This window comes from Pseudomonas sp. Sample_23 (assembly GCF_004307595.1).
GTDB classification, from domain to species: domain Bacteria; phylum Pseudomonadota; class Gammaproteobacteria; order Pseudomonadales; family Pseudomonadaceae; genus Aquipseudomonas; species Aquipseudomonas atacamensis.
Window position 1 is genome coordinate 58165 of record NZ_RCNX01000068.1, and the last position, 24961, is coordinate 83125.

30 protein-coding genes and 1 tRNA gene are annotated in these 24961 nt (G+C 57.8%); 10 read left to right on the plus strand and 21 right to left on the minus strand.

Annotated features, from left to right (window positions below):
- Window positions 1–197 precede the first annotated feature (197 nt).
- Window positions 198–920, plus strand: coding sequence for a pirin family protein (locus D8U82_RS17785; RefSeq protein ID WP_130902648.1), 723 nt, complete (start codon window positions 198–200; stop codon window positions 918–920).
- Between the two features lie 41 nt (window positions 921–961).
- On the opposite strand, the gene D8U82_RS17790 is transcribed toward D8U82_RS17785, so the two are convergent.
- Window positions 962–1399, minus strand: a complete 438-nt coding sequence (locus tag D8U82_RS17790; RefSeq protein ID WP_122610340.1) for a hypothetical protein — start codon at window positions 1397–1399, stop codon at window positions 962–964.
- A gap of 250 nt (window positions 1400–1649) precedes the next feature.
- On the minus strand, window positions 1650–2525 hold the full coding sequence (locus tag D8U82_RS17795) for a LysR family transcriptional regulator (RefSeq protein WP_071171747.1): 876 nt from the start codon (window positions 2523–2525) through the stop codon (window positions 1650–1652).
- Between the two features lie 111 nt (window positions 2526–2636).
- Between D8U82_RS17795 and D8U82_RS17800 the strand changes: the two genes are divergently transcribed.
- The 3 genes from D8U82_RS17800 (at window position 2637) to D8U82_RS17810 (ending at window position 5954) form a co-directional block, all read left to right on the plus strand.
- Window positions 2637–3836: a YbfB/YjiJ family MFS transporter gene (locus tag D8U82_RS17800; protein WP_016774068.1), complete on the plus strand. Its 1200-nt coding sequence runs from the start codon at window positions 2637–2639 to the stop codon at window positions 3834–3836.
- 61 nt (window positions 3837–3897) lie between these two features.
- A complete protein-coding gene (locus D8U82_RS17805) occupies window positions 3898–4896 on the plus strand; it encodes an NAD(P)H-quinone oxidoreductase (protein ID WP_130902649.1) in 999 nt (332 codons plus the stop codon).
- A 113-nt stretch (window positions 4897–5009) separates the two neighbouring features.
- Entirely contained in the window at window positions 5010–5954 is a 945-nt protein-coding gene (locus D8U82_RS17810) for an alpha/beta hydrolase (RefSeq protein ID WP_125926672.1), read from the plus strand.
- A gap of 30 nt (window positions 5955–5984) precedes the next feature.
- Here the strand turns inward: D8U82_RS17810 and D8U82_RS17815 are convergent, their stop codons facing one another.
- Window positions 5985–6314 carry a hypothetical protein gene (locus D8U82_RS17815; protein WP_130902650.1) on the minus strand — a complete coding sequence of 110 codons (330 nt, stop codon included), beginning with the start codon at window positions 6312–6314 and terminating at the stop codon, window positions 5985–5987.
- A 186-nt stretch (window positions 6315–6500) separates the two neighbouring features.
- Between D8U82_RS17815 and D8U82_RS17820 the strand changes: the two genes are divergently transcribed.
- Window positions 6501–6776 carry a hypothetical protein gene (locus D8U82_RS17820; protein WP_110646461.1) on the plus strand — a complete coding sequence of 92 codons (276 nt, stop codon included), beginning with the start codon at window positions 6501–6503 and terminating at the stop codon, window positions 6774–6776.
- Between the two features lie 127 nt (window positions 6777–6903).
- Complete coding sequence (locus D8U82_RS17825) at window positions 6904–7119, plus strand: hypothetical protein (protein ID WP_041478566.1); 216 nt, start codon at window positions 6904–6906, stop codon at window positions 7117–7119.
- An 83-nt stretch (window positions 7120–7202) separates the two neighbouring features.
- Here D8U82_RS17825 and D8U82_RS17830 read toward each other — a convergent pair whose 3' ends face one another.
- The 3 genes from D8U82_RS17830 to D8U82_RS17845 form a co-directional block, all read right to left on the minus strand.
- A complete protein-coding gene (locus tag D8U82_RS17830; protein WP_130902651.1) occupies window positions 7203–7490 on the minus strand; it encodes a hypothetical protein in 288 nt (95 codons plus the stop codon).
- Between the two features lie 173 nt (window positions 7491–7663).
- Complete coding sequence (gene rtcA, locus D8U82_RS17835) at window positions 7664–8689, minus strand: RNA 3'-terminal phosphate cyclase (RefSeq protein ID WP_130902652.1); 1026 nt, start codon at window positions 8687–8689, stop codon at window positions 7664–7666.
- A gap of 171 nt (window positions 8690–8860) precedes the next feature.
- Window positions 8861–10087, minus strand: coding sequence for an RtcB family protein (locus D8U82_RS17845; RefSeq protein WP_130902653.1), 1227 nt, complete (start codon window positions 10085–10087; stop codon window positions 8861–8863).
- Window positions 10088–10283: 196 nt separating this feature from the next.
- Here D8U82_RS17845 and rtcR point away from each other — a divergent pair, with 196 nt between their 5' ends.
- Window positions 10284–11888, plus strand: coding sequence for an RNA repair transcriptional activator RtcR (gene rtcR, locus D8U82_RS17850; RefSeq protein WP_110598900.1), 1605 nt, complete (start codon window positions 10284–10286; stop codon window positions 11886–11888).
- 422 nt (window positions 11889–12310) lie between these two features.
- Here rtcR and D8U82_RS17855 read toward each other — a convergent pair whose 3' ends face one another.
- From D8U82_RS17855 to thrS, 10 genes are all read right to left on the minus strand, one after another.
- Window positions 12311–12526 carry a hypothetical protein gene (locus D8U82_RS17855; protein ID WP_130902654.1) on the minus strand — a complete coding sequence of 72 codons (216 nt, stop codon included), beginning with the start codon at window positions 12524–12526 and terminating at the stop codon, window positions 12311–12313.
- Between the two features lie 208 nt (window positions 12527–12734).
- Window positions 12735–12811: transfer RNA gene (locus tag D8U82_RS17860), tRNA-Pro, on the minus strand.
- 89 nt (window positions 12812–12900) lie between these two features.
- Window positions 12901–13257, minus strand: a complete 357-nt coding sequence (locus tag D8U82_RS17865; protein WP_003179985.1) for a MerR family transcriptional regulator — start codon at window positions 13255–13257, stop codon at window positions 12901–12903.
- Window positions 13238–13540 carry an integration host factor subunit alpha gene (gene ihfA / locus D8U82_RS17870; RefSeq protein WP_002553164.1) on the minus strand — a complete coding sequence of 101 codons (303 nt, stop codon included), beginning with the start codon at window positions 13538–13540 and terminating at the stop codon, window positions 13238–13240. The genes D8U82_RS17865 and ihfA overlap by 20 nt, the downstream gene beginning before the upstream one ends.
- A gap of 3 nt (window positions 13541–13543) precedes the next feature.
- On the minus strand, window positions 13544–15922 hold the full coding sequence (gene pheT / locus D8U82_RS17875; protein ID WP_130902655.1) for a phenylalanine--tRNA ligase subunit beta: 2379 nt from the start codon (window positions 15920–15922) through the stop codon (window positions 13544–13546).
- A gap of 26 nt (window positions 15923–15948) precedes the next feature.
- Window positions 15949–16965, minus strand: coding sequence for a phenylalanine--tRNA ligase subunit alpha (gene pheS / locus D8U82_RS17880; RefSeq protein WP_003226365.1), 1017 nt, complete (start codon window positions 16963–16965; stop codon window positions 15949–15951).
- 109 nt (window positions 16966–17074) lie between these two features.
- Window positions 17075–17431 carry a 50S ribosomal protein L20 gene (gene rplT / locus D8U82_RS17885; protein ID WP_002553161.1) on the minus strand — a complete coding sequence of 119 codons (357 nt, stop codon included), beginning with the start codon at window positions 17429–17431 and terminating at the stop codon, window positions 17075–17077.
- Between the two features lie 27 nt (window positions 17432–17458).
- Window positions 17459–17653, minus strand: coding sequence for a 50S ribosomal protein L35 (gene rpmI, locus D8U82_RS17890; protein WP_002553160.1), 195 nt, complete (start codon window positions 17651–17653; stop codon window positions 17459–17461).
- A gap of 60 nt (window positions 17654–17713) precedes the next feature.
- Window positions 17714–18265 (minus strand): translation initiation factor IF-3, encoded by a 552-nt coding sequence (gene infC, locus D8U82_RS17895; protein WP_169432615.1) that lies wholly within the window; start codon window positions 18263–18265, stop codon window positions 17714–17716.
- A complete protein-coding gene (gene thrS, locus D8U82_RS17900) occupies window positions 18265–20187 on the minus strand; it encodes a threonine--tRNA ligase (RefSeq protein ID WP_024012407.1) in 1923 nt (640 codons plus the stop codon). Before thrS ends, infC begins: the two co-directional genes overlap by 1 nt.
- A 370-nt stretch (window positions 20188–20557) precedes the next feature.
- Here thrS and D8U82_RS17905 point away from each other — a divergent pair, with 370 nt between their 5' ends.
- Both D8U82_RS17905 and D8U82_RS17910 read left to right on the plus strand, forming a co-directional pair.
- Window positions 20558–20860: a hypothetical protein gene (locus D8U82_RS17905; RefSeq protein WP_016774048.1), complete on the plus strand. Its 303-nt coding sequence runs from the start codon at window positions 20558–20560 to the stop codon at window positions 20858–20860.
- A 290-nt stretch (window positions 20861–21150) separates the two neighbouring features.
- A complete protein-coding gene (locus tag D8U82_RS17910; RefSeq protein ID WP_003179963.1) occupies window positions 21151–21363 on the plus strand; it encodes a cold-shock protein in 213 nt (70 codons plus the stop codon).
- 65 nt (window positions 21364–21428) lie between these two features.
- Here D8U82_RS17910 and D8U82_RS17915 read toward each other — a convergent pair whose 3' ends face one another.
- Entirely contained in the window at window positions 21429–21746 is a 318-nt protein-coding gene (locus tag D8U82_RS17915) for an I78 family peptidase inhibitor (RefSeq protein WP_130902656.1), read from the minus strand.
- Window positions 21747–21912: 166 nt separating this feature from the next.
- Window positions 21913–22215 carry a hypothetical protein gene (locus D8U82_RS17920; protein WP_122700525.1) on the minus strand — a complete coding sequence of 101 codons (303 nt, stop codon included), beginning with the start codon at window positions 22213–22215 and terminating at the stop codon, window positions 21913–21915.
- A gap of 130 nt (window positions 22216–22345) precedes the next feature.
- Between D8U82_RS17920 and D8U82_RS17925 the strand changes: the two genes are divergently transcribed.
- Window positions 22346–22546: a hypothetical protein gene (locus D8U82_RS17925; RefSeq protein WP_016774045.1), complete on the plus strand. Its 201-nt coding sequence runs from the start codon at window positions 22346–22348 to the stop codon at window positions 22544–22546.
- A 34-nt stretch (window positions 22547–22580) separates the two neighbouring features.
- On the opposite strand, the gene D8U82_RS17930 is transcribed toward D8U82_RS17925, so the two are convergent.
- The 3 genes from D8U82_RS17930 to rbsK are packed head-to-tail and all read right to left on the minus strand — an operon-like array spanning window position 22581 to window position 24959.
- Window positions 22581–23609 (minus strand): nucleoside hydrolase, encoded by a 1029-nt coding sequence (locus D8U82_RS17930; protein ID WP_016774044.1) that lies wholly within the window; start codon window positions 23607–23609, stop codon window positions 22581–22583.
- A 31-nt stretch (window positions 23610–23640) separates the two neighbouring features.
- Entirely contained in the window at window positions 23641–24045 is a 405-nt protein-coding gene (gene rbsD, locus D8U82_RS17935; RefSeq protein WP_071171733.1) for a D-ribose pyranase, read from the minus strand.
- Window positions 24042–24959, minus strand: a complete 918-nt coding sequence (rbsK, locus tag D8U82_RS17940) for a ribokinase (protein ID WP_125926679.1) — start codon at window positions 24957–24959, stop codon at window positions 24042–24044. Before rbsK ends, rbsD begins: the two co-directional genes overlap by 4 nt.
- Window positions 24960–24961: the final 2 nt, after the last annotated feature.

Below are 24961 nucleotides of genomic sequence, written 5' to 3' on the forward strand. Positions count from 1 at the left end.
GGTCAATACGCACGCTACAGCCGGGGCATTATGGCCAACTGAGTCGTGATGAGCGTAATCGAATACGTGAACCATAACGCAAAACTGTCAACCTGAGCCGGACAGTCTTTCAATTTCGATCTACTTATTGCCTCCCAAGGTAACCAGTAACCTTCTCCTCACTCGGACGAATTCACGTCCAGCCAGGAGATTTCATCATGCTGACTCTTCGCAAAGCCTCCGATCGCGGCCTCGCCAATCACGGCTGGTTGAAGTCGTTTCACACCTTTTCTTTCGCCAGCTACCGCAACCCGCGTGAACAGGGTTTCTCCGATCTGCTGGTGATCAACGATGACCGGGTCGCAGCCGGCAAAGGTTTTGGCCAGCACCCGCACCGCGACATGGAGATCTTTTCCTATGTGCTCGAAGGCGCTCTGGAACACAAGGACACCCTCGGCACTGGCTCGGTGATCCGTCCCGGCGACGTGCAATTGATGAGTGCCGGCAGCGGCGTGGCGCACAGTGAGTTCAACCACTCGGCCACCAAGCCCGTGCACTTTCTGCAAATCTGGATCGTGCCGGACGTCAGCGGCGCCAAACCGCGCTATCAACAGGAGCATTTCAGCGCTCAGAAAAAACGCGGTCGCCTGCAACTGATCATTTCGCCGGACGGTAGCAACGGTTCTCTGAAAGTCCGTCAGGATGCGCGGGTCTACGCCGCGTTATTCGACGGCAAGGAAAGTGCCACGCTGAAATTACCGGCCAATCGTTACGCCTACGTGCACGTTGCGCGTGGCAGTGTCGAACTCAATGGCCAAGCCTTGCAGGAAGGCGACGGCGTGCGGGTTCGTGAGGAACAGCTGCTCACTTTGAGCAACGGTATCGATGCCGAAGTGCTGGTGTTCGACTTGCGCCCTCACGAGTTGCCGGAAATGCCATGATCTGGCGCGATGCAGAACGGCCTTCCAATGAAGGCCGTTTTTTATTGCGGCGGCACTGTTGAGGGCTGTACGACAGGTTTGGGTGACGATACCTCTTTGCCAATCTGAATCGCTGCCAGCGTGGTCTGTATGGTGGTCAACACCGCCGCCTGATTGGCGAAATGTGCTCCAACAAGCAAGGAAGCCACGCCGAGGAAATGCACAGTGGTGGCAGCCCAGTAATTGGCCTTTACCGTCGATGCCTGCCTGATCGCTTCCCGCGATTCGTCGGCAATTTTCTGCACGCCCATCCACATCACGTCATAACGCTTGTCCCGCTCCTGCAGTGCCTTGTCCCGTTCAAGATAGACCTTGTCCCGCTCTGCCTGAGCAGCGAGGAACCCGCGAATGTCGGCGCGCATTTCTGCCACGCGGCCGTCCATCCTCGTCTCGATGGTCTCTATCCTGGCATCGAATTCTTCGCGACTTATGCTGCTCATGGTTTGCCTGTCCCGCCCTGCATTCGATCTGTCCGTGACCGCATATTGATTCACTTCCCTGATTTTCAATTCGGCACCTTTCTGCGGCTACGCGGCCTTCCCTGGCTCTCCGTTTCGATGCGTCACTGAGGTCTGCATCGAGCTGTAGTGACAATAGAACTCATCACGGACTACAACAAGCCGGCCCATTCTGTCTCGGACGTAGGCTGTTTCGTCAGCAATTGTAGCCTCGGGCAAAACCCTGAACCACTTATTCGTTTTCCAGCGCAAAGGCCTCAACGATCTGCTCGATGACCGCCCGTACCCGCGCGGTGTGACGCAGGTCGGCATGGGTGACCAGCCACACTTCATACGGCAGCGGCCGGGTCCGCTCCGGCCAGAGTCTGACCAGGCCGTCGCGTTCGCCCATGTACACAGGAATCTCCCCTACCCCGAGGCCGGCGGCAAGGGATCGACGCACTAGAAGGCTGGAGCTGAGCGTGGCGACGATGCGTCCGCGGGTCAACGGTTCAGAGACCAGCGTAAGGTCTTTTTTGCTCTGTAAGTACGGCTGATAGACCACCAGATCATGGCCCTCGAAAGCGCTGCCGGGCTGCGGTTCTCCATGGCGATCGACGTAGGCCTGTGCTGCGAAAAGTCCTACAGGCCAACGGGCGATCCGACGAGCGATCAGATCAGGGTTATCCGGCCGGGTATTGCGCACCGCGATATCGGCCTCGCGCTTGGCCAGACTGAGGATTTGCGTCGACGCATCCAGCTGGATCTGCACATCTGGATGTTGATCATGCAGGCGCGCCATCGCTGGAATGATGAAGTCAATGGCCATCGAGTCGGTGGTGCTGACCCGTACGTTACCGGTCAGACGGTCATCCAGCCCGTGGATGTGTCGCTCCAGTTCCAGCGCCGAATGCTCCATTTTTTCCACACTTTTACGCGCCGCTTCACCAACGGCGGTCAGCGCATAACCGTCGGAGGTACGCAGGAACAGCGTCGCGCTCAATGCCTTCTCCAGCGCAGTAATGCGCCGTCCGACCGTGGCCTGATCGACGCCCAGAACACGCGCAGCCCCGCGCAATGTCGACTCGCGACAGACCGCCAGAAACACCCGCGCATCATCCCAATTCATATGCATCCTCTTTGAAGCATTTTTGCATCATCGTGCCGCTTAATCGCTGCATATACGCAGCAACGATAGCCGATAAGCTGAGCGCCATACACCTCTCGTGAGATCGCGATCATGCGTACTGCAAACTCTACCGGCATCTGGCTGCCGATCTTCGCCGGACTTTGCGCCAGTCTGGTCAGCATTGGTCTGGCGCGTTTCGCTTACACGCCATTGATCCCTTCGCTGATTCAGGCGCAGTGGTTTTCGGCCAATGATGTCGTCTACCTCGGCGCGGCCAATCTGGTCGGCTACTTGATCGGCGCCCTGCTCGGTCGGCCCATGGCTCACCGAACAGGCAACCGCAACGCCTTGCGCCTGATGATGCTGGCGGTCACGGCGGCATTTTTTGCCTGTGCTTATCCGCTGTCGGTGAGCTGGTTCTTCGGCTGGCGTTTGCTGTCCGGGATTGCTGGTGGCGCGATCATGGTGCTGGTGGCGGCAACCGTGCTGCCTCACGTTCCGGCTGCTCGCAGAGGCTTGGCCAGTGGCGCAATCTTCCTTGGCATCGGCCTGGGGATTGCCGGCTCCGGCACCATCGTGCCGCCACTGCTGACTCTTGGCTTGCAGGCAACATGGCTGGGACTGGGCGCGCTGGCGTTGTTGCTGACCGCGGTGAGCTGGTTCGGCTGGCCTGCGGATACCACGCATGCCGTGGCTGCGCACGCAACGTCGGCTGATGAGCCAACACCGCCAGGCGTTTACCTGTTATTCGCTCAATACGCGTTCATGGCCGCCGGGCTGGTGCCTGCAATGGTGTTTCTGGTGGATTACGTAGCGCGTGGATTGGGTGCCGGGGCACATATCGGCGCAATGGTCTGGGTCATGTATGGCCTGGGGGCGATTGTCGGGCCGGTGACTTACGGGTTTCTGGCTGACCAGCTTGGCGCCCGTACTGGTATTCGACTGGTGTTGGTAGTGCAAGCCATCGCCCTCGGTTTGCTGGCCGTCTCCCATTCATTTCTGGCGCTGGCTTTACTGGCGGTGATTCTCGGCTCGTTCCCGCCGGGCATCGTGCCGCTGGCCCTGGCCCGGGTGCATGAACTGGTGCCGTCGCATCACCGTCAGCAGATCGCCTGGAGCCGTGCCACTGTGTCATTCGCAACCTTTCAGGCGCTGGCCGGGTTTGCCTATTCGGCATTGTTCAATGCCTCGGGCGGCCAGCACACGCTGCTGTTTGTGATCGCCGCTGGCGCAATCGTCGTCGCTCTACTGCTGGAGCAAGCCATGCGCTGGCTGCCCTCTACAACTGAACCCCGTTGCGCGGCGAACTGAAGGGAATCATTGCGCGCTGCCAGCGTTCCCATCTACACGACCTTTTTCACAGGAATCGACAATGTCACTGCCCAACGAAATGACCCGTATTGAAATCACCGAACCCGGCGGCCCTGAAGTATTGCAAGCCAGGCGCGTGCCTCTGCCGACCGTTGCCGAAGGCCAAGTGCTTATCCGCGTTCACGCTGCCGGCATCAATCGTCCGGATGCCTTGCAGCGCGCCGGCAAATATCCGATGAAACCCGGGATGGACCCGATTCCCGGCCTGGAAGTGGCTGGCGAAGTGGTTGCACTGGGTCCCGGAGTTACGCGGTTCGCTGTGGGCGATCGTGTGTGCGCACTGACCAATGGCGGCGGATACGCCGAGTATTGCGCGGTACCCGCCGGCCAGACTTTGCCTGTGCCGGATGGAGTCGATTGGGTCCAGGCCGCCGCGATTCCGGAAACGTTTTTCACCGTCTGGGCCAACCTGTTTGGCCTCGGCGGTGCCAAGGCCGGCCAGCGCGTGCTGATTCACGGCGGCACCAGCGGCATCGGTACCACCGCGCTGATGCTCTGCCGTGAATTCGGTATTGAGGCGTTCGCCACCGCCGGCAGTCCTGAAAAATGCGCCGCAATCAGCAAACTTGGCGGGCAGCCGATCAACTATCGGGAAGAAGATTTTGCCAAGATCATTGCCGAGAAGACCGCAGATCAAGGCGTGCACGTGATTCTCGACATCATGGGTGGCTCGTATCTGAACGGCAACATCAGCGCACTGGCGATGGACGGCCGACTGGTGATGCTCGGTTTCCTCGGCGGCGCCCGCGCCAACGACATCGATCTGCTGGCGATCCTCGGCAAACGCGCGGTGGTCACCGGTTCGCTGCTGCGCGCGCGTACCGCTGCGGAGAAAGCCGCCATCGCCGGTCAACTGCAAGAACACGTTTGGCCTGCCCTCAGCGCCGGGCGCTGCCTGCCGATCATCGACAAGGTTTACCCGCTGGCTGACGCGGCTCAGGCCCATGCCCGCATGGAGGGCGGCGATCATATCGGCAAGATCGTACTGCAAGTGGCGTGAGTGATTGCAGCATCTTGTAATCGTTGCACATGAACGGTGGTCGAAAATAATCACGCGCAGACCGAGGCATCTGGTAAAAAGCGTTCTTTGTCTGCGCCGTGGTGAAACGATTAATGTTCCTGTCCTTGCTGACTCGTCTGCGACGCCGCCGCCTGGCATTCGCCATGATGGCCGCGCTGATCATTGGCGTGCCGACGAGTTGTGCGGTGCTGGAACACACCGAGCGCAAACTGCTTTTTCGCATTGAGCCGGGCACTGCCGGCTGGTATCGCGGACTGCCCGGCAGCGTTCAGGAACTCGATCTGCATCCGAAGAGTTTCAAGGCCGGGCAGAACATCCATGCCTGGTGGTGGCCGGCGGAACGTGCCAATGCCCCGGCAATCCTTTACTTGCATGGCGTGCGCTGGAACCTCACCGGACAGTTGTTCCGCATAGAGCAACTACGCGCGGCGGGCTATTCGGTGCTGGCCATCGATTATCGAGGGTTCGGCCAAAGCAAGGGTGATCTACCATCCGAAAGCAGCGTTTATGAAGATGCCCGCGTGGCGTGGGAGCGCTTCCAGTTGCTGCAACCGGACCCGAACAAGCGCCTGATCTACGGCCACTCTCTCGGTGGCGCGGTGGCGATTGATCTGGCGGCCGAACTGGGACAGAACGCGGCGCGCAACCACACACCTCTGCCGGTACGCGGTCTGGTCATTGAATCGACCTTCACTTCTCTCGCCGACGTAGCCGCCGCCGTGGCCAACACCTCGCTCCCGGTGCGCTGGTTGCTCTCGCAGAAATTCGACTCCATCGACAAGATCGCCGATATTCATATGCCGCTTTTGGTGGTGCATGGCCTGGCTGATGCCTTCGTGCCGCCGCGCTTCAGCGAGCAGCTGTTCAATGCCGCTGAGCAGCCCAAGCGCCTGCTGCTGGTGCCCGGAGCAACGCATAACAACAGCATGGCGCTTGGCGGTCAGGGGTATCGCAAGGCTCTGGATGCGTTGATGCAGAGCAAGCCGTTGCCGCGGGTGGCCGGGCCGGCAGTCGCCAAGGGTTCTGGCGATTCCTAAGCTGTGTTACCAGTGCTGGATAAAGAGGCATCAGCGCCGAGCCAACTCATGGCGTACGCATTGCTCATAATAGGTCTGCTTGACCGCTGCCGGTTTGAGCTTGGAACTGCTGTTGTAGGTCTGCTCGGTAATCCCCATCGCGGTCATGCGCATCCATGGCTGCTGGAACCGGCGAACCTGCAATTGCTTGCGCGCGCCATACAGTGAAACTCCAGACAATTTCGATCGCTGCGCCCCGGCAGCGATATCCGAGCCCCAACTGCAGGCAAAGCGATGGCCTCTGCTTAACTCTTTTGCCTGCACTCCCGAGGCGATCAAAGCCAGGGAAAGCATCGCAACGGTGATAACAATCGTCCGCATATAGCCAACCTAACCTTTTGAAAGAAGGCGATTTTGCCGGGGCGAAATGTCTCTGGGGGCCAGCAATTTGCCTGCTGTCAGGATTTTTTTCATCAGGGTGAAATTCGCCGCTCGTCCAGTACCGCGCACCTTTGCCAGACAGGCCTATCCAACGCTGTACATCCAACCGCGCAGAAGGCCCACGTGATGAACAAGAAAATTTTCGCCTTGTCGTTTTTCAGCCTGTGCCTGATCGGCCCGATTCACGCTTCGGCAGCCGAATCCACGGCGGGCGCAGCAACCCCTGCCACGGCCTTGCCCGGCGTCAATCATGCAGAAAGCTCTCGCGACCATGACGAGAAGGCAAACAAGAAAGGCGAAGAGTCCTCAGGCGCCAACGCGGGATCAGAGCCGCATGAGACAGAGAAGGATGCGGCGACGTCGAGCGACTCCAAAGACCTGGATAAAAAACCCGCTCAGTAAGAGTGGTTTCGCTTTTAGTAACGAAAATCCGGCACCGAAACTAGCGCAACACCGGGTGATATCAATATGATGCGCGCACTGGCCGCCATAGAGGGCGGCCAGAGGAAAATACATCCAAGGAATGCAAATGAAAGATTTCGTCATCGGCGTCAACAACATCGTTCTCTACATCGCATTGGCGGTCATCCTGATCGTTTCCCTCTTCATGATGAGCCAGAGCTTTCTCTCGGGTCTCGGTATGTTCGTAGGCGGCACCCTGGGCTGGTGCATCGTCTCCGGCTTTTGGTTCGTGCAGTCGGCGACCTATGAAGAACTGCGCAAGCTGAACTCGAAAACCAGCTGATCTGCGCCGAGTATTCGTTAAAGAAAAAGGCCAATGTCATCGACATTGGCCTTTCTTTTTTTAGCGGCGAAGAGACTGGTTCTTCATTGCTTGGTGCACTGAGCGCCCAGTCCCATGCCCATGGAACCCAGAGCTACCATCGGGCCGCTCGGCAGCTCGCACGTATATTCACCGCTTTCGGTTTGAGCGGTATAGAACGTTGTATTGAAGTCGCTGCGGATGTTTGAAACCTTGATCACGGGTTTGCCAATGGTGGTCTGTGCGCGATTCTTGAGATCACTCTCCCCCGGCTTTACGGTCTGGCATCCAGTGACCGCGAGGACCAGTGTTGCGATTAAAGCGAGAACCGGAATAGTCCTTGATGAGTTCATTGCAGATCGACCTTTTTGATTTTGTACGGGAAAAATTTGACAGTCAGCTGCCAAGCGACAGGACTTTAAGGTCGAGCCGGAACAGGGGCAATTAGGTCGAATGTGCTAATGGCTGAGGGCTAGTGGCGCTCTCAGTGAGGTTTTGCGACTGTCTTCGGGATCGCAGGTCGCTACTAATGAGTTGGTGAAACTGCTATCCGCAAGCGATCACTGCCCTCCTCCTGACAATCAATACGGACGGGCAAAAACAGCTGGATGACTTCAATGTTGCTGCGCAAATGATCAGTCATGCGCGGCGTGGTGAACGATCCACCGCCGGCCAGCGCCATCGGTAACAGCAACTGATCGGCCAGATGCTCAGCCACCGCAGCACCACTACGCAGCCAGTCAGCAGCCTGATTGATCGCGGCATCCGCTACTTTCTCAGCGCGTAACGACACTTGGCCAAATGCGCTGAACACTTCAGTGACGTGTTCGAAAACGTACTCCAGCAATAACACATTGCCCGGGCCGCGTGTCGGATCAAGCGTCACCGCTTGCAGCGCCTCCGCAAGCCAGTTCAACCGCTTGGCCACTTGGCTCAGTTCTCGCTGAGCGACGGTAGGCGCAAGTCCGGCAGTCAGCGCCAGAGCCTGCCGTGAAATCGCCTCGCCGCGCTCACACACATCCAGTCGCGTCAGGCGCGACGGCTGCACCGTCACGGCAATCTCGCCACCGCCAGCCGGTACGAAACCATGACGCAGCAACTCCAGCTCGACATCGCCGCCCATGCGCCGCAGCAGCGGTAGCCAACTGCGCGAGAGGAAATCCGTCGGCGGTGCCAGCGGATTGTGGGTGCCACCGGAGATCGTCACTCGGCTGGCCTGCGGCGCCTGCAACAAGGCTGGCAACAGCGTCTGTAGCACCAGCGTGCAACTGCCCGCCGTGCCAATAGCGAACTGAAAGTTGCCTCCGCGAATCTCGCCCGGTTCGAAGCTCAGGGCTTGCGACCCCAGATGCGCACCAGATATCTCTGCACCACAAACCTCGGCCGCCGCCATCACGGCTGTCAGATGTTGACGCAGCAGTCCCGGACGGCTGCGTCTGGCGCGGATCTGTTTAATACGAAACGCCCGGCCTGTCACCATCGACAGGCTCAGCGCACTGCGCAACACCTGGCCACCACCAATGGCGCCGTCCAGTTCAATTATGTCTTTCATTGCCAATCCCTTACGCGTTCAGCCCGACGGTGTCTCGGAGGTACCATTTAGCCGTCGTGAATCTTCCTGAGTTTTCAATAGTGTCGGTACTTCTCGCTCAGGCTCAGCCGCGATGAAACGCTGCCGTGCCGGACGACGCGGCCCAAAGGCGTTCGCGCCAGTACCGATTGCTTAACCTTTGACGCACACCACCTGACGCAGGGTGTGCAGCACTTCCACCAGCTCACGCTGGGCGTGCATGACTTTGTCGATGTCCTTGTAGGCCATCGGAATTTCGTCAATCACCGCTTCGTCCTTGCGGCATTCCACGTGGGCGGTGGCGCGAATCTGATCGGCGACGGTGAAGGTATTCTTCGCCTTCGTGCGGCTCATGGTGCGGCCGGCGCCATGGCTGCAGGAACTGAATGACTCTTCATTGCCCAGACCGCGAACGATGAAGCTCTTGGCGCCCATCGAGCCCGGAATAATCCCCAGCTCGCCCTTCTTCGCTGACACGGCGCCTTTGCGGGTAATCAGCACGTCTTCACCGTAATGCCGTTCCTTCTGCACGTAGTTGTGATGGCAATTGACCGCTTCGAGCGCGACCTCGAAAGGCTTGTGGATGATCTGCCGCGTGGCCTGAATCACTGCGCGCATCATCAGTTCACGGTTCTGTCTGGCGAAGTCCTGCGCCCAGCCAACCGCCTCCACGTAATCATCAAAATGCTGACTGCCCTCTTCGAAATAGGCCAGGTCACGGTCCGGCAGGTTGGCAATGTGCTGACGCATATCGGCTTGGGCCATCTGGATGAACAGGTTGCCGATAGCGTTGCCGACGCCACGCGAACCGCTGTGCAACATGAACCAGACACGGTTGGCTTCATCCAGGCACACTTCGACGAAGTGGTTGCCACTGCCGAGCGTCCCCAAATGTGCCCGGTTGTTGGTATTGGCCAGTTTCGGATACTTGTCGGTGATCAATTTGAAGCGCGGCTGCAACCCCGCCCAGGCCTGATCGGCTTGCTGCGGAACCTCGTCCCAGGCGCCTTTGTCTCGCCGCGAACGACTCGAACTGCGGCCGTGCGGCACCGCTTGTTCGATTGCAGTACGCAATCCATGCAGGTTGTCTGGCAGATCTGCAGCCGTCAGCGACGTACGCGCAGCGATCATGCCGCAACCGATGTCGACGCCCACCGCTGCGGGAATGATCGCGCCGACCGTTGGAATCACGCTGCCAATTGTCGAGCCCTTGCCCAAGTGCACATCGGGCATCACCGCCAGATGCTTGAAGATGAACGGCATTTTTGCCGTGTTCATCAACTGTGCGCGGGCTTCGCTTTCAACCGGGACACCTTCGGTCCAGAGTTTGATGGGCTTGCCGTTGGCGACTTCGAGAAGCTGGTAGGTGTGGTCTTTCATATCTTGGTGTCCATGTTCGTTTCCATCAGCATTGCAGCCGCTGTGCCAGCTTTGGATGCGGCTATGGATGTTTCTGCTATGTTTTTGATTTTATTAGCTTTTATCCTCTGATGCGACGAGTCTCGGTAATCTATGGAAGACAAATCAGACCAGCAAAATTATCATTGCATATCGTCATTTATCTTATGAGATAAGCATGCCCAACAAACGCACGGTCGCCATCGGATTTATCGGAGCCACCCTGGATCGTGTCGGCAAAGGCGCCAGCCGGTGGAATTATTGGCGACCAAGCGTAGGTCTGTGCCAACAAACAGACCTCCCTATCCATCGGCTTGAATTGATTCACGGCCTCGACGCGCGCGACGTCAGCCTCGCCGAGCGCGTCCGAGCGGACATCCAGCAGATTTCTCCGAGCACCGAAGTGCGCCTGCATCCAATGTCGCTGCGCAACCCTTGGGATTTCGAGGAGGTGTACGGCGCCCTGCACGACTTCACCACTGCGTACAATTTTGACACCGAGCACGAGGATTACCTCGTCCACATCACCACCGGCACCCACGTCGCACAGATCTGCTGGTTCCTGCTCACCGAGGCGCGTTACCTGCCGGCCCGGCTGATCCAGACCTCCCCCGCCAAGCGCAAGAACGATAACGAACCCGCCTGCGGCACTCATGCGCTGATCGATCTCGATCTGTCGCGCTATGATCGGATTGCTTCACGCTTCGCCAGCAAACGTCTCGAAGGCCTGGAATTTCTCAAGTCCGGCATCGCCACGCGCAACCCGGCCTTCAACCGCTCCATTGAGCAGATCGAGCGCGTTGCGCTGCGCTCCAAAGCCCCCATGCTGCTGATCGGCCCGACCGGCGCCGGCAAATCCTTCCTGGCGCGGCGCATCTACGAACTCAAACGCAATCGCCATCAGATGCAGGGACGCTTTGTCGAAGTCAACTGCGCCACTTTGCGTGGCGACGGCGCGATGTCGGCCTTGTTCGGCCACGTCAAAGGCGCCTTCACCGGCGCGCAGAACGCTCGCGATGGCCTGCTGCGCGCCGCCGATGGTGGCATGTTGTTTCTCGATGAAATCGGTGAGCTCGGCGCAGACGAACAAGCGATGCTGTTAAAAGCAATCGAAGAGAAACGCTTCTTCCCGCTGGGCTCGGACAAGGAAGTCGAGAGTGATTTTTTGATCATCGCTGGCACCCACCGCGACCTGCGCAGCCGGGTCGCCGAAGGCGCGTTTCGCGAGGACCTGTACGCTCGGATCAATCTATGGACGTTCGACCTGCCCGGCCTCGCCGGCCGTCGCGAAGATATCGAGCCGAACATCGACTTCGAACTGGAACGCCATGCTCGAGAACAGGGTGAACGGGTGCGCTTCAATCTCGAAGCACGCCGACGCTACCTGGCCTTCGCCAGCTCACCTGCAGCAGCTTGGCTGGGCAACTTTCGCGAGCTGTCCGCATCGATTACGCGGATGGCGACTTTGGCCGACAGCGGGCGCATCGATGAAGCGCAGGTAGATGATGAGATCGAACGATTGCGATATGCGTGGGGCTTGGCGCATCCCTCTGCGCTATCGACTGAGTTGCCAGGAGATGGCGAGAGCATGGACTTGTTCGATCGCTTGCAATTGAAGGCTGTCATTGAGGTGTGCCAGCAGGCGGACAGCCTGTCGGATGCCGGCCGACAGTTATTCGGGGTTTCCCGGCAGGCCAAGGCGCAACCCAATGATGCCGATCGCTTGAGGAAGTATCTGGGGCGGTTCGGGCTTGAATGGGGTGAGGTAGTTGGCGCGAAGTAACGCTGTGTTCCTGCTTATGCGGCGCTAATGACTACTGTAGAAAAAATGAATTAGCCGCCTGATCTCTCGGTCAAGAATTATGAACGCAGTAAATCTGACGAGGTGACAGCAATGACTATCCAGGCAGAGACACTCGTACAACTGACCGAAGCGCTTCAAGAGCGCGGCATGAAGATGGTTTCAGATGTTCATTTCACTCGCGCGCCGTACCGATACAACCACCGCTGGATCTGCATAGTCGAGTAAACACGCTTGTTGCCGGCGTCTGGATCGATCATTCAGGCGACGGCGCCGCTCGGCTTCGCCCTTAAAATCCAGATAACCGTCCCCACATACATCTCGGCTACGTTGGGAGCGGATTCGGTGGCAATAAAAAACCCGGCGCGATGGCCGGGTCTCGTACACGAAATAATTCGACGCGCCTATTTTGCGCCGCCGTTATTTCGGCCCGTCTGGGCATCTTGATCTGAACCAGGATTGCCGGGTGGCGGATTCCAGTCCTCTGGTCGTTCGTCGGTACCTTGCTTTGGCTCAGAGTCAGCTTGTTCCAGGCCGGAATCATGGCCCTTGCCAGTGTCAGGGTTTTGCTCGCTTGGTCCCGGATATGGCGCTTCAGGGCCATTATTGTCGTCGATCATCATTCTCTCCCATCAGTGGCGCAGGGACTGCGCTTAATAAGTGAGAGGAGATCGGCGCACAGAGAGTGCTATTTGCTCGACGAGCGGACATTCTGACTAACCCAAACACTTGGTGATGCGAGTCGCAGGCGTGATCGAGTAGCCCCGCAAATCTCACACACATGAAAAAGGCCAATGCTGTGAACATTGGCCTAAGTCATTGAAAATATGGTCGGGACGGAGTGATTCGAACACTCGACCCCTAGCACCCCATGCTAGTGCGCTACCGGACTGCGCTACGCCCCGACTGATGTTGCATCTCGCTCTTCACCTCGAAGAGCGCTCAAGAATATATCGCAAGCGTTTGAAAACTGGAAGTATTCAAACGCCGCTTTTTATTTCTTGAGCACCACCAGGACATCTTCCAATTCGGCAATCATCTGCCGAATCATCTGTTTGTACTGGGTGGTATCGTCTTTGGCTTCGTCGCCGGACAGACGCAGACGTGCGCCGCCGATGGTGAAACCCTGATCGTAAAGGAGCGCGCGGATCTGCCGGATCATCAGCACGTCCTGGCGCTGATAATACCGGCGGTTCCCGCGGCGTTTGACGGGGTTGAGCTGAGGAAACTCCTGCTCCCAGTAGCGCAGCACGTGTGGCTTTACGGCACACAACTCGCTGACTTCACCAATGGTGAAGTAGCGTTTGCCCGGGATGACAGGTAGCTCGTCGTTATGACTTGGTTCCAGCATAAGCCTCAACTCGGGCCTTCAACTTCTGCCCTGGACGAAAGGTGACCACACGGCGAGCCGTGATCGGGATTTCTTCCCCCGTTTTCGGGTTGCGGCCAGGCCGCTGGCGTTTGTCCCGAAGGTCGAAATTGCCGAAACCGGACAATTTGACCTGCTCGTTGTCTTCAAGAGCATGCCTGATTTCCTCGAAAAACAGTTCTACCAATTCCTTGGCTTCCCGCTTGTTCAGGCCCAGCTCTTCATACAGACGTTCCGCCATCTCAGCTTTCGTCAAAGCCCCCATACGTCACTTCCTTAACGTGGCGTTCAACCTTTGTTCGAGCGAGGTGAGGATATTTTGCGTCGTCGAATTCACCTCATCGTCATTAAGAGTGCGCGATGGATGCTGCCAGGTCAAGCCAACTGCAAGGCTTTTTCTATCAGGATCAATACCTTTACCCTGATACACGTCAAACAGCCTGAGCTCTGTGAGCCATTCGCCTGCATTTTCACGGATTACGTCCAGTACAGCCGAGGCCGCGACGTCTTTGTGCGCGATCAGTGCAAGGTCACGACGCACTTCAGGAAAGCGCGACAACTCGTGGAATTTCGGCATTTTACCGAGCGCCACTTCAGCCAGAACCAGCTCGAAGACGAACACCGGACGATCCAGCCCCAAGGCTTTCGACAATTCTGGGTGGATCGCACCAATGAAGCCTACTTCGCGACCTTCACGCTCGATGCGCGCGGTCTGCCCCGGATGCAGCGCCGGGTGTTTGCCTGCAGCAAAGGTGAACGAATCCAAGGCACCAGCGAAACCCAGTACCGCTTCCACGTCAGCCTTGACGTCGAAGAAGTCAACGGTGTCGCGACCCTGCGCCCAGCCTTCCGGCAAGCGGCTACCGCAAACAACCCCGGACAGCATCGGCTCTTGCTTCAAGCCTTCAAGCTGACCAACGAAGCGCAGGCCGCTCTCGAACAGACGCACGCGATCCTGCTGACGATTGAGGTTGTGCTGCAGCGCTTTGACCAGACCTGGCCACAGAGACGAACGCATGGCCGCCATGTCATTGGAGATAGGGTTGGCCAGCAACAGCGGCTCGACACCTGGATTGAACAGTTCGAACTGACGCGGATCGATGAAGCTGTAAGTGATCGCTTCCTGATAACCACGAGCAACCAGCAGACGACGCAGCTCAGGCAGATCACTACGCGCTTCGGCCTTGGCCTGTGGCGCCAGACGCGCTTGCGGGTAGCGAACCGGCAGACGGTTGTAACCGTACAGGCGAGCCAGCTCTTCGATCAGGTCGACTTCCAGGCTGATATCGAAGCGATGGCTTGGCACTTCAACGCGCCATTGGCCTTCGCCATCAGCGGTAATGCTCAGGCCCAAGGCACTGAGCAGACGCTCGACCTGTGCCGAATCCATCTCCATGCCGAGCATCTGAGTGATGCGCTGCGCGCGCAGAGTGATCGGTGCAATCGATGGCAGATGTTGCTCGCTGACGGTCTCGATGATCGGACCAGCTTCGCCGCCAGTGATTTCCAGCAGCAGGCCAGTGGCGCGCTCCATGGCTTCACGTGCCAGCTGCCAGTCAACGCCACGCTCGTAGCGATGCGAAGCGTCGGTATGCAAGCCGTAAGAACGTGCCTTGCCGGCAACCGCAATCTGATCGAAGAACGCAGATTCGAGGAACACATCACGGGTGGTCGCGGAAACACCGCTGTGCTCGCCGCCCATGACACCGGCGATCGCCAGTGCACGAGTGTGGTCAGCGATGACCAGCGTATCCCTACGCAGGCTGACTTCCTGACCATCAAGCAGAACCAGCTTCTCGCCCTCTTCAGCCATGCGCACACGAATGCCGCCATTGATTTCGGCGAGATCGAAAGCGTGCAGCGGTTGGCCGAGCTCGAGCATCACGTAGTTGGTGATGTCGACGGCAGCGTCGATGCTGCGCACGTCGGCGCGACGCAGACGCTCAACCATCCACAGCGGGGTTGGCTTGGACAGGTCGACGTTACGGATGACCCGACCCAAGTAACGTGGGCAGGCGGCTGGGGCCAGCACCTCGACCGAACGGACTTCGTCGTGTACCGCTGCAACCGCAGCCACCACAGGACGGGTTACCGGCACGGCGTACAGCGCGCCGACTTCACGAGCCAGACCGGCCAGGGACAGGCAGTCGCCACGGTTCGGGGTCAGGTCAACCTCGATGCTGGCGTCTTCCAGATCCAGATACACACGGAAATCTTCGCCCACCGGCGCATCGGCCGGCAGCTCCATCAGACCGTCGTTGCCCTCACCGACCTGCAGCTCTGCCTGCGAGCACAGCATGCCGTTGGACTCGACGCCACGCAGCTTGGCCTTCTTGATCTTGAAGTCGCCCGGCAGCTCTGCGCCAATCATGGCGAACGGAATCTTCAGGCCCGGGCGCACATTTGGCGCACCGCACACGACCTGGAAGGTTTCCGCGCCATTGCTGACCTGGCATACGCGCAATTTGTCGGCGTCCGGATGCTGCTCGGTGCTCAGCACCTCGCCCACCACAACACCACTGAAGACACCGGCGGCCGGCGTAACGCTATCGACCTCAAGACCGGCCATCGACAGACGAGCAACCAGCTCATCGCGATCTACCTGCGGGCTAACCCAGCCACGCAGCCATTGTTCACTGAATTTCATCCTGCTCTCCTAAGAATTCGTTACGACTAGCGAAATTGCGCGAGGAACCGCAAGTCGTTGTCGAAGAACAGACGCAAGTCGTTCACGCCGTAACGGAGCATGGCCAGACGCTCGACGCCCATGCCGAAGGCAAAGCCGGAGAACTCTTCCGGGTCGATGCCGGACATGCGCAGCACGTTCGGGTGAACCATGCCGCAGCCCATCACTTCCAGCCAGCCAGTCTGCTTGCAGACACGGCAGCCTTTGCCGCTGCACATCACGCATTCCATGTCGACTTCGGCGGATGGCTCGGTGAACGGGAAGTACGAAGGACGGAAACGCACGGCCAGTTCTTTTTCGAAGAACACCCGCAGGAATTCTTCGATGGTGCCTTTGAGATCGGCAAAATTGATGTCGCGATCAACCAGCAGGCCTTCGACCTGGTGGAACATCGGCGAATGGGTGATATCGGAGTCGCTGCGATAGACGCGGCCCGGGCAGACGATGCGGATCGGCGGCTGCTTCGATTCCATGGTGCGGACCTGTACCGGCGAGGTATGGGTGCGCAGCAACATGTTGGCATTGAAATAGAAGGTGTCATGCATCGACCGGGCCGGGTGATGGCCTGGGATGTTGAGCGCTTCAAAGTTATGGTAGTCGTCTTCGACCTCTGGGCCTTCGGCAATGCCGTAGCCAATGCGGGTGAAGAACTGCTCAACGCGCTCCAGAGTCCGGGTGACCGGGTGCAGACCGCCAGAGGTCTGGCCACGGCCCGGCAATGTCACGTCGATGGATTCGGCAGACAGTTTGGCAGCCAGCTCGGCTTCTTCAAACAATGCCATGCGCGCATTGAGAACGCCTGTAACACGTTCCTTGGCAACGTTGATCAGCGCACCGACTTGCGGACGCTCTTCGGCCGGCAGATTCCCCAGGGTCTTCATCACCTGAGTCAATTCGCCCTTCTTGCCAAGGTATTGAACCCGGATTTGCTCCAGGGCATTGATATCTTCAGCGCTTTGCACAGCCTCTAGTGCTTGAGAGACCAGCGCATCCAGGTTTTCCATGTACAGACTCCAGATACAAAATAGGGGAAGAGCTTGAAGGCTCTTCCCCTATTTATGACGTTTAACACCTGGCCCCACAGAGGTGAGGCCGGGTGACTGTCGGGGGTACTTAAGCCAAGGTGGCTTTAGCTTTCTCGACAATCGCAGCAAACGCCGCTTTTTCGTTCACTGCCAGATCAGCCAGAACCTTACGGTCGATCTCGATGGACGCTTTTTTCAGGCCAGCGATGAAACGGCTGTAGGACAGACCGTTAACACGAGCACCAGCGTTGATACGAGCGATCCACAGAGCGCGGAACTGACGTTTTTTCTGACGACGGTCACGGTAGGCGTACTGGCCTGCCTTGATTACCGCTTGCTTGGCAACACGGAATACGCGGGAGCGTGCGCCGTAGTAGCCTTTAGCAAGTTTCAGAATTTTTTTGTGACGCTTACGGGCAATGACGCCACGCTTTACACGAGCCATGAGTTACTTCCTCTATTCTTGACTAAATTAACGAAGGCGCAGCATGCGCTCGACTTTTGCCACGTCAGACGGATGCAGCAAGCTGCTACCGCGCAGTTGACGCTTACGCTTGGTCGACATTTTAGTCAGGATGTGGCTCTTGAAAGCGTGCTTGTGCTTGATGCCGTTAGCAGTTTTCAGAAACCGCTTGGCAGCACCACTTTTGGTTTTCATTTTTGGCATGTTCGGATACTCCGCATTCAGTTGATAAACATAATCAGAAGGCCTGCCGTGCCCTGTTGATTACTTCTTCTTTTTCGGGGCGATGACCATGATCAGCTGGCGTCCTTCCATCTTAGGATGCTGTTCGACCGAACCGTACTCGAGCAGGTCTTGTTCAACCCGCTTGAGGAGTTCCATCCCCAGCTCCTGGTGGGCCATCTCACGGCCGCGGAATCGCAAGGATACCTTGGCCCTGTCCCCGTCACTCAGGAAACGTACCAGGTTGCGCAGTTTTACCTGGTAATCCCCTTCCTCCGTCCCTGGACGAAACTTGATTTCTTTAACCTGAATCTGCTTCTGGTTTTTCTTCGCCGCGGCAATCTGCTTCTTCTTCTCGAAGATCGATTTGCCGTAGTCCATCACCCGGCAAACAGGCGGGACTGCATCTGCGGAGATTTCCACCAGATCAAGCTTTGCTTCTTCAGCGATACGAAGCGCTTCATCAATCGAGACGATGCCAATCTGCTCGCCATCAGCGCCAATTAACCGAACCTCGCGTGCCGAGATATTCTCGTTGATCGGGGCTTTCGGTGCAGCTCGTTTATCTTGTCTCATTTCACGCTTAATAATAATTACTCCGAATCTGGGCGACCACGCCGGGAAACCGCTTGCGCGAGAAACTCAGCGAACTGGGCGACGGGCATCGAGCCCAGGTCAGCACCTTCACGAGTACGCACAGCGACAGTCTGCATCTCGACTTCCTTATCTCCGATAACCAAAAGATAGGGAACCTTGAGCAAAGTATGCTCGCGGATTTTAAAGCCGATCTTTTCATTTCTCAAGTCGGACTTGGCACGAAATCCGCTTTCGTTGAGAGTTTTTTCAACCTCTGCAACAAAATCTGCCTGTTTATCAGTGATATTCATGATCACCGCCTGGGTTGGCGCGAGCCACGCAGGGAAGGCACCTTCGTAGTGCTCGATCAGAATCCCGACGAAACGCTCGAACGAACCGAGGATCGCGCGGTGCAACATCACTGGGTGTTTGCGGCTGTTGTCTTCGGAGACGTATTCAGCGCCCAAACGGACAGGCAGGTTAAAATCGAGCTGCAAGGTACCACACTGCCAGACGCGACCGAGACAATCTTTCAGCGAAAACTCGATCTTCGGCCCGTAGAAAGCACCCTCGCCCGGCTGCAGATCGTACGGCAGGCCAGCAGAATCAAGGGCCGCAGCCAATGCTGCTTCAGCGCGATCCCACAGCTCATCGGAGCCGACACGTTTTTCCGGACGAGTGGACAGCTTCATCTCGACTTCGGTAAAGCCGAAATCGCGATAGACGTCCATGGTCAGCTTGATGAACGCAGCGGACTCGGCCTGCATCTGCTCTTCGGTGCAGAAAATGTGCGCGTCGTCCTGGGTGAACGCTCTCACACGCATGATGCCGTGCAACGCACCCGATGGCTCGTTACGGTGACAGGCACCGAACTCGGCCAGACGCATCGGCAACTCGCGGTAGCTTTTCAGGCCCTGATTGAACACCTGCACGTGGCACGGGCAGTTCATCGGCTTGATGGCGTAGTCGCGGTTTTCCGACTGAGTGGTGAACATGTTGTCGGCGTAGTTGGCCCAGTGCCCGGATTTCTCCCACAGGCTGCGGTCGACGACTTGAGGAGTCTTGATCTCAAGGTAGCCGTTGTCGCGCTGGATCTTGCGCATGTACTGCTCGAGCACCTGATACAAAGTCCAGCCATTCGGGTGCCAGAACACCATGCCCGGCGACTCTTCCTGAGTGTGGAACAGGCCCAGGCGCTTGCCGATCTTGCGGTGATCGCGCTTCTCGGCTTCTTCGATGCGCTGGATGTATGCCGCCAGTTGCTTCTTGTCGGCCCAGGCAGTGCCGTAAACGCGCTGCAACTGCTCGTTCTTGGCGTCGCCACGCCAGTAGGCGCCCGACAGTTTGGTCAGCTTGAAGGATTTCAGGAAACGCGTGTTAGGCACGTGCGGACCGCGGCACATGTCGACGTATTCTTCGTGATAGTACAGACCCATGGCCTGCTCGTTCGGCATGTCTTCGACCAGGCGCAGCTTGTAGTCTTCGCCACGGGCCTTGAACACTTCGATCACTTCGGCGCGCGGAGTGACTTTCTTGATGACGTCGTAATCCTTCTCGATCAGCTGCTGCATGCGCTGTTCGATGGCCGCCATGTCTTCCGGCGTGAAAGGACGCTCGTAGGCGATGTCATAATAGAAGCCTTCGTCGATGACCGGGCCGATTACCATCTTCGCGGTCGGGTACAGCTGTTTGACCGCGTGGCCAACCAGGTGCGCGCAAGAGTGGCGAATGATCTCCAGCCCCTCTTCATCCTTTGGCGTAATGATTTGCAGGGTCGCGTCGCTGCTGATGATGTCGCTGGCGTCGACCAGTTGGCCATTGACCTTGCCGGCGAGCGTGGCCTTGGCCAGACCCGCACCAATGGATGCGGCGACCTCTGCTACGGAAACCGGGTGATCGAATGAACGTTGACTGCCGTCGGGAAGAGTAATAGTTGGCATGGCGCCTCCTCTCCTAGTGGTGACCCCTACCAAAGGTCACGTGGGTTGGGATGAGCCAGTACAAGATCCGATCCAGGCCATTCAATGACGAACGCCTGCCTTACAGCGGCAGGAGCCTTGCGGCCAACCGGAAAACCGAACCAGAGTGACTGGGATTCAAATCGGAAAAATTCGCACGCCGACCGCTTCGGGACTGAAGGTCATCCGAAGCCTGAGAACGCTTGAGCCCGGCATGCTAGCACAGATGAGCGGTCGCTCACGCCCTGATTTGGCAGAAGGCGAAATGTCCGATTTTATGCCAGAGTGCTGAACTTGATCGGCCCTTGCGCCCTCAGATAACAAGACATTGACCCACAAGGAGCATCCTCGCATGCGTCTGAAAAGCTTATTCGCCGTCGTCGCCCCCGTCGTCCTGCTGCTGCCACTGAGCGCCCATGCCGACTGGCCGAAAGGCGAGCGCGAAAAGTACATGGCCCAGTGCACTCAGGCTGCGACCCAGCAAATCGGTGCTGCTGCGGCGAAATCCCACTGCGCTTGCGGAGCTGACGCCATCAAGTCCTATCCGGCCAGCGACATTCAGGCGCTGATGGACAACAAGGCGACTCCTGAATTGCAACAGAAAGCCCTTGGCCAGATCGCCAAATGCAAGGCAAATACCGCCCCGAAAAAATAAGAAAACCGGGTATTAATATCGGCTGAAAGGCGGAAAAAAGTGCTGGAAATGAGCCTTTTCAGACGATTTATGCAGGTTTTACAGGTTTTTTTATCGTCTTTACGTTTCGCTGAAAGCCTTTCAAACCGGGGCTTTCAGCAGAAACGGGTGGTAAAGAAAACACGACTGATTGGCAAACAGCACGTCCGGGGGGCTCCCAAAGCGAACATTTCGACTATGATACCCGGGTGTGCCCAGTTGGCCTGAGCAGCACAGTACTACTGAAAATATATGTTTCTTGGAGATACACCATGTCTAATCGCCAAACCGGCACCGTTAAATGGTTCAACGATGAAAAAGGCTTCGGCTTCATCACTCCTCAAGGTGGCGGTGACGACCTGTTCGTACACTTCAAAGCTATCGAATCCGACGGTTTCAAAAGCCTGAAAGAAGGCCAGACCGTCTCTTTCGTGGCTGAGAAAGGCCAAAAGGGTATGCAAGCTGCACAGGTTCGCCCAGAGTAATTTCTCGGCGCACTAAAAAAACCCCGTCCTGGTGACGGGGTTTTTTATGCCTGACACAAAAGGACTCAGCCGCAGTTGACGCGAGTAACTACCAGGTTGTTGTCGGTGTTCAGGTTCAGGCGATCGGAGCGGTATTCCAGGGTGATCATGTCGTTTGGCTTGAGGAAGCGCGCATTTTGCGCCCCAGCCTTGGCACGTGCCTGATCCAGCAATTCAGGGGATGCCTTCTTGCCGATGGCGAATTGCGCTGCCGATGCTTCGCAGCGGCTGCTTCCCGATTCAGCAGCCACGGGTTCCTTTGCCGACTCGCTGGAGGTTGTGCTGCAACCAGCCAACAGCGCAGCGGCCATCAGTGCACCCAGTGTCGCGAACTTCAAAGGCATGAAGCCTCCTTGTTTTCAAATGTTTAAGCAGAGATCGTGCGACCGCCAATGCGGCGTTTGGTTTCAAGGCTCAAGCCATGCCCTGCCCCACGAGCGGAAAAATGCCGAGTGTGCCTGAGCTGCGCGCGGCGACTCAGCAAACAATCGTGACTGAATATTAACGACCTCAATATACGTCGATGTAGTCATACGGCGGATTCGGCCAGTTGTCCTTGAGCGCGTTGAAAATCTGCATCACCCAGACTTCATCACTGGCTGCGACGTTACCAACATAGCCCGAGCCCTTTGCCCAGGTTTCCAGGCGAAAAAGAAGACCGCCGATATCCTGCCCACCGGTCACGGTGGACAGATAGGCGATGCCGTCTTTGGTTACGCGCAATTGGTTGTGTACGTCGTCACTGGCCGAGGCGAGCAATTGGCGCACTGCATCGAGTGTGAGGCCGTCAGGGCTATTCAGATCGATCTGCACAACAGGGTCCTTGGTAAGCCGGAAAAGACCAAGTGTCGCATAGCGCTCCGCTCATGCCTAAGTCGCAGTGCCAAACGCCGCGCAAAATGGTTAACTCGAAAAACAGACATCCTGACCTTTCGAGCCTCCCATGACCAGTGTAAGCATCGACGCCGCCATCAACGCCAAATGGGCCGAAGGACACAGCTCTTACAGCCCCGGCACGACGGAAGAACTGGCGCTGATCGGCATCGATCTACTGGTCAAGGAGTTGGGGATAGAAGCGGCGCAACATTTTATCAATCAGGTATTCGAACGCTATCCGATCGGCCAGGCCGAACAGCCGCAGTGAAAACCCGCAGGCAAACTGCCTGCGGGTCGACGACTTATTTCAGGCGTTTCAGGCGCTCGGTCAGCAGATCAAAGAATCCCTGGGCGTCGCCATTTTCGACCCAGAATGCATTCTTCGGTGCTTTCAAGCCGTCATACCAGTCAACGATGGTCTGGCCGAATGTCGGTCCTTCACGGCTATCCACCACGACGTTGACCGCCCGACCGGTAAACAACTCAGGCTTGAGCAGATACGCCACAACGGTGGCGTCATGCACCGGGCCGCCGGGAATGCCGTAGTGCTCCATATCGCCCTTGATGTATTCGTTGAGAATGTCGCCGACGATCTTGCTCGCATTGTTGTTCAGCGCGGCGATCTGCTTCAGGCGCGCGTCACTGGTCAAGATCTTGTGGGTCACGTCCAGCGGCAGATAGGTGAGTTTCACCCCGCTCTTGAGCACCACCTCGGCAGCCTGCGGATCGGCGAACAGGTTGAATTCAGCCACAGGGGTGATGTTGCCACCGTTGAAATGCGCCCCGCCCATGATCACCACTTCCTTGATGCCCTGAACGATCTCCGGTTCCTGGATCAACGCCAGAGCCAGGTTGGTCTGCGGGCCGAGCATGGCGATGGTGATGCTGTGCGGTTTGGCCGATTTAAGAGTGTCGATCAGATAATTGACCGCATTACCTTTCGCCAGGCCTTTCTTCGGTTCGTGAACCGTGACGCCCGACAAGCCTTCCTTGCCATGAATGTTCTCGGCGTAGATCGGCGTGCGCATCAGTGGCTTCGGTGCGCCAGCGTAAACCGGCACGTCTTCGCGCCCTGCCCATTCGCGAGCCAGCCGCGCGTTACGCGAAGTCTTGTCCAGGCGCACGTTGCCAGCGACGGTGGTCAAGGCTCGGATATTCAACTCATCCGGCGAAGCGAGGGCAAAGAGCAAGGCGACCACGTCGTCAGCGCCCGGATCGGTGTCGATGATCAGGTCGATCTTTTCCGCCGCCTGAGCGCCGGTCGCAGTTATCACGGACAAAAGCAGCAGACCCCGAAGCAGTTGATGGAGTTTTTCAGCATAGCGTTGCATAGCGCATTCCTTGTGCAGGTGAAATCGGAAATCAGAATGTAACCCCGGCGACCAGAACGATGTTGCAGTACGGCTGACATTCTCCTGTACGAATGATCGCCCTGGCTTGTCGGCTCAGTACCTTGAACTGCTCGTGAGTGAGCAGATCCCTACGGCCCAGCGCGCCCTCTTCGTTCATCGCGTCCAGATCGGCCAGCGCCGAGGGCTGCTTATCGAAGATCTCTCTGGCCAACACATGGCTTTCCACCTGCATCTCGCTGAGTACGACTTTCAGCGTGCTGACGAAATCAGGGATGCCATGGGTCAGCGCCAGATCAATCAGCTCGACACCCGGCGGCACGGGCAAACCGGCGTCGCCGATCACGACCATGTCACCGTGGCCAAGCGAAGCGATCAGTCGCGACAGCGCGACGTTGAGTAATGGAGTCTTTTTCATGCGGGTCTGAACGCCTGTACTTCGGACATGGTTGGAATCGACGGTTGTGCACCGGCGCGGGTAACCGACAGTGCAGCGGCGATCTGACCGTAGCGGATCGCCTCGTCCTCGGATTTGCCATCGGCCAGCGCTGCGGCGAAACCGCCGACAAAGGTGTCGCCTGCGGCCGTGGTATCGACCGCCTTCACGGTCGGCGCGGGGAAGTGTTCGAAGCCCTTGCCATTGGCGAACAACGAACCCTGCGCGCCCAACGTGACAATGACTTTACCGGCGCCCATGGCAATCAATTGAGTGGCAGCCGTTTCTGCCGACTGCAACGAGTCGACAGCGAGCCCGCTCAACGCGGCGGCTTCGCTCTCGTTAGGAATCAGATAGTCGATCGCCGCGAACCAGTCTGCCGGCAAAGGACGGCTCGCCGGCGCCGGATTGAGGATGACGGTCTTGCCCAGTTCACGTGCACGCTTGAGCGCATGCCCGACCGTCGCATCGGGAATCTCGAGCTGACAGATCACCACATCGGCGGCTTGCAAAACCGCATCAAAACGGTCAATTACCGCTTCCGTCATTGCGCCGTTGGCTCCGGCGACAATCACGATGGCGTTCTGGCTGTCGTCATCCACCACAATCAGCGCCACGCCACTGGAATCCTCTACGACGCTGACAGCCTGGCAGTCGATGTGCTCGGCGAGCAAGGCATCGCGCAATCGCACACCGTAGTCGTCATTTCCGACGCAACCGATCATCGCCACCTGCGCGCCCAGACGAGCAGCAGCAACCGCCTGATTGGCGCCCTTGCCGCCCGACACAGTGGCAAAGGAATGACCGATCAGCGTTTCACCGCCGCGCGGCAGCCGTGGCGCCCGGGTGACCAGGTCCATGTTCAGGCTGCCTATTACCACTACATTTGCTGGCATAC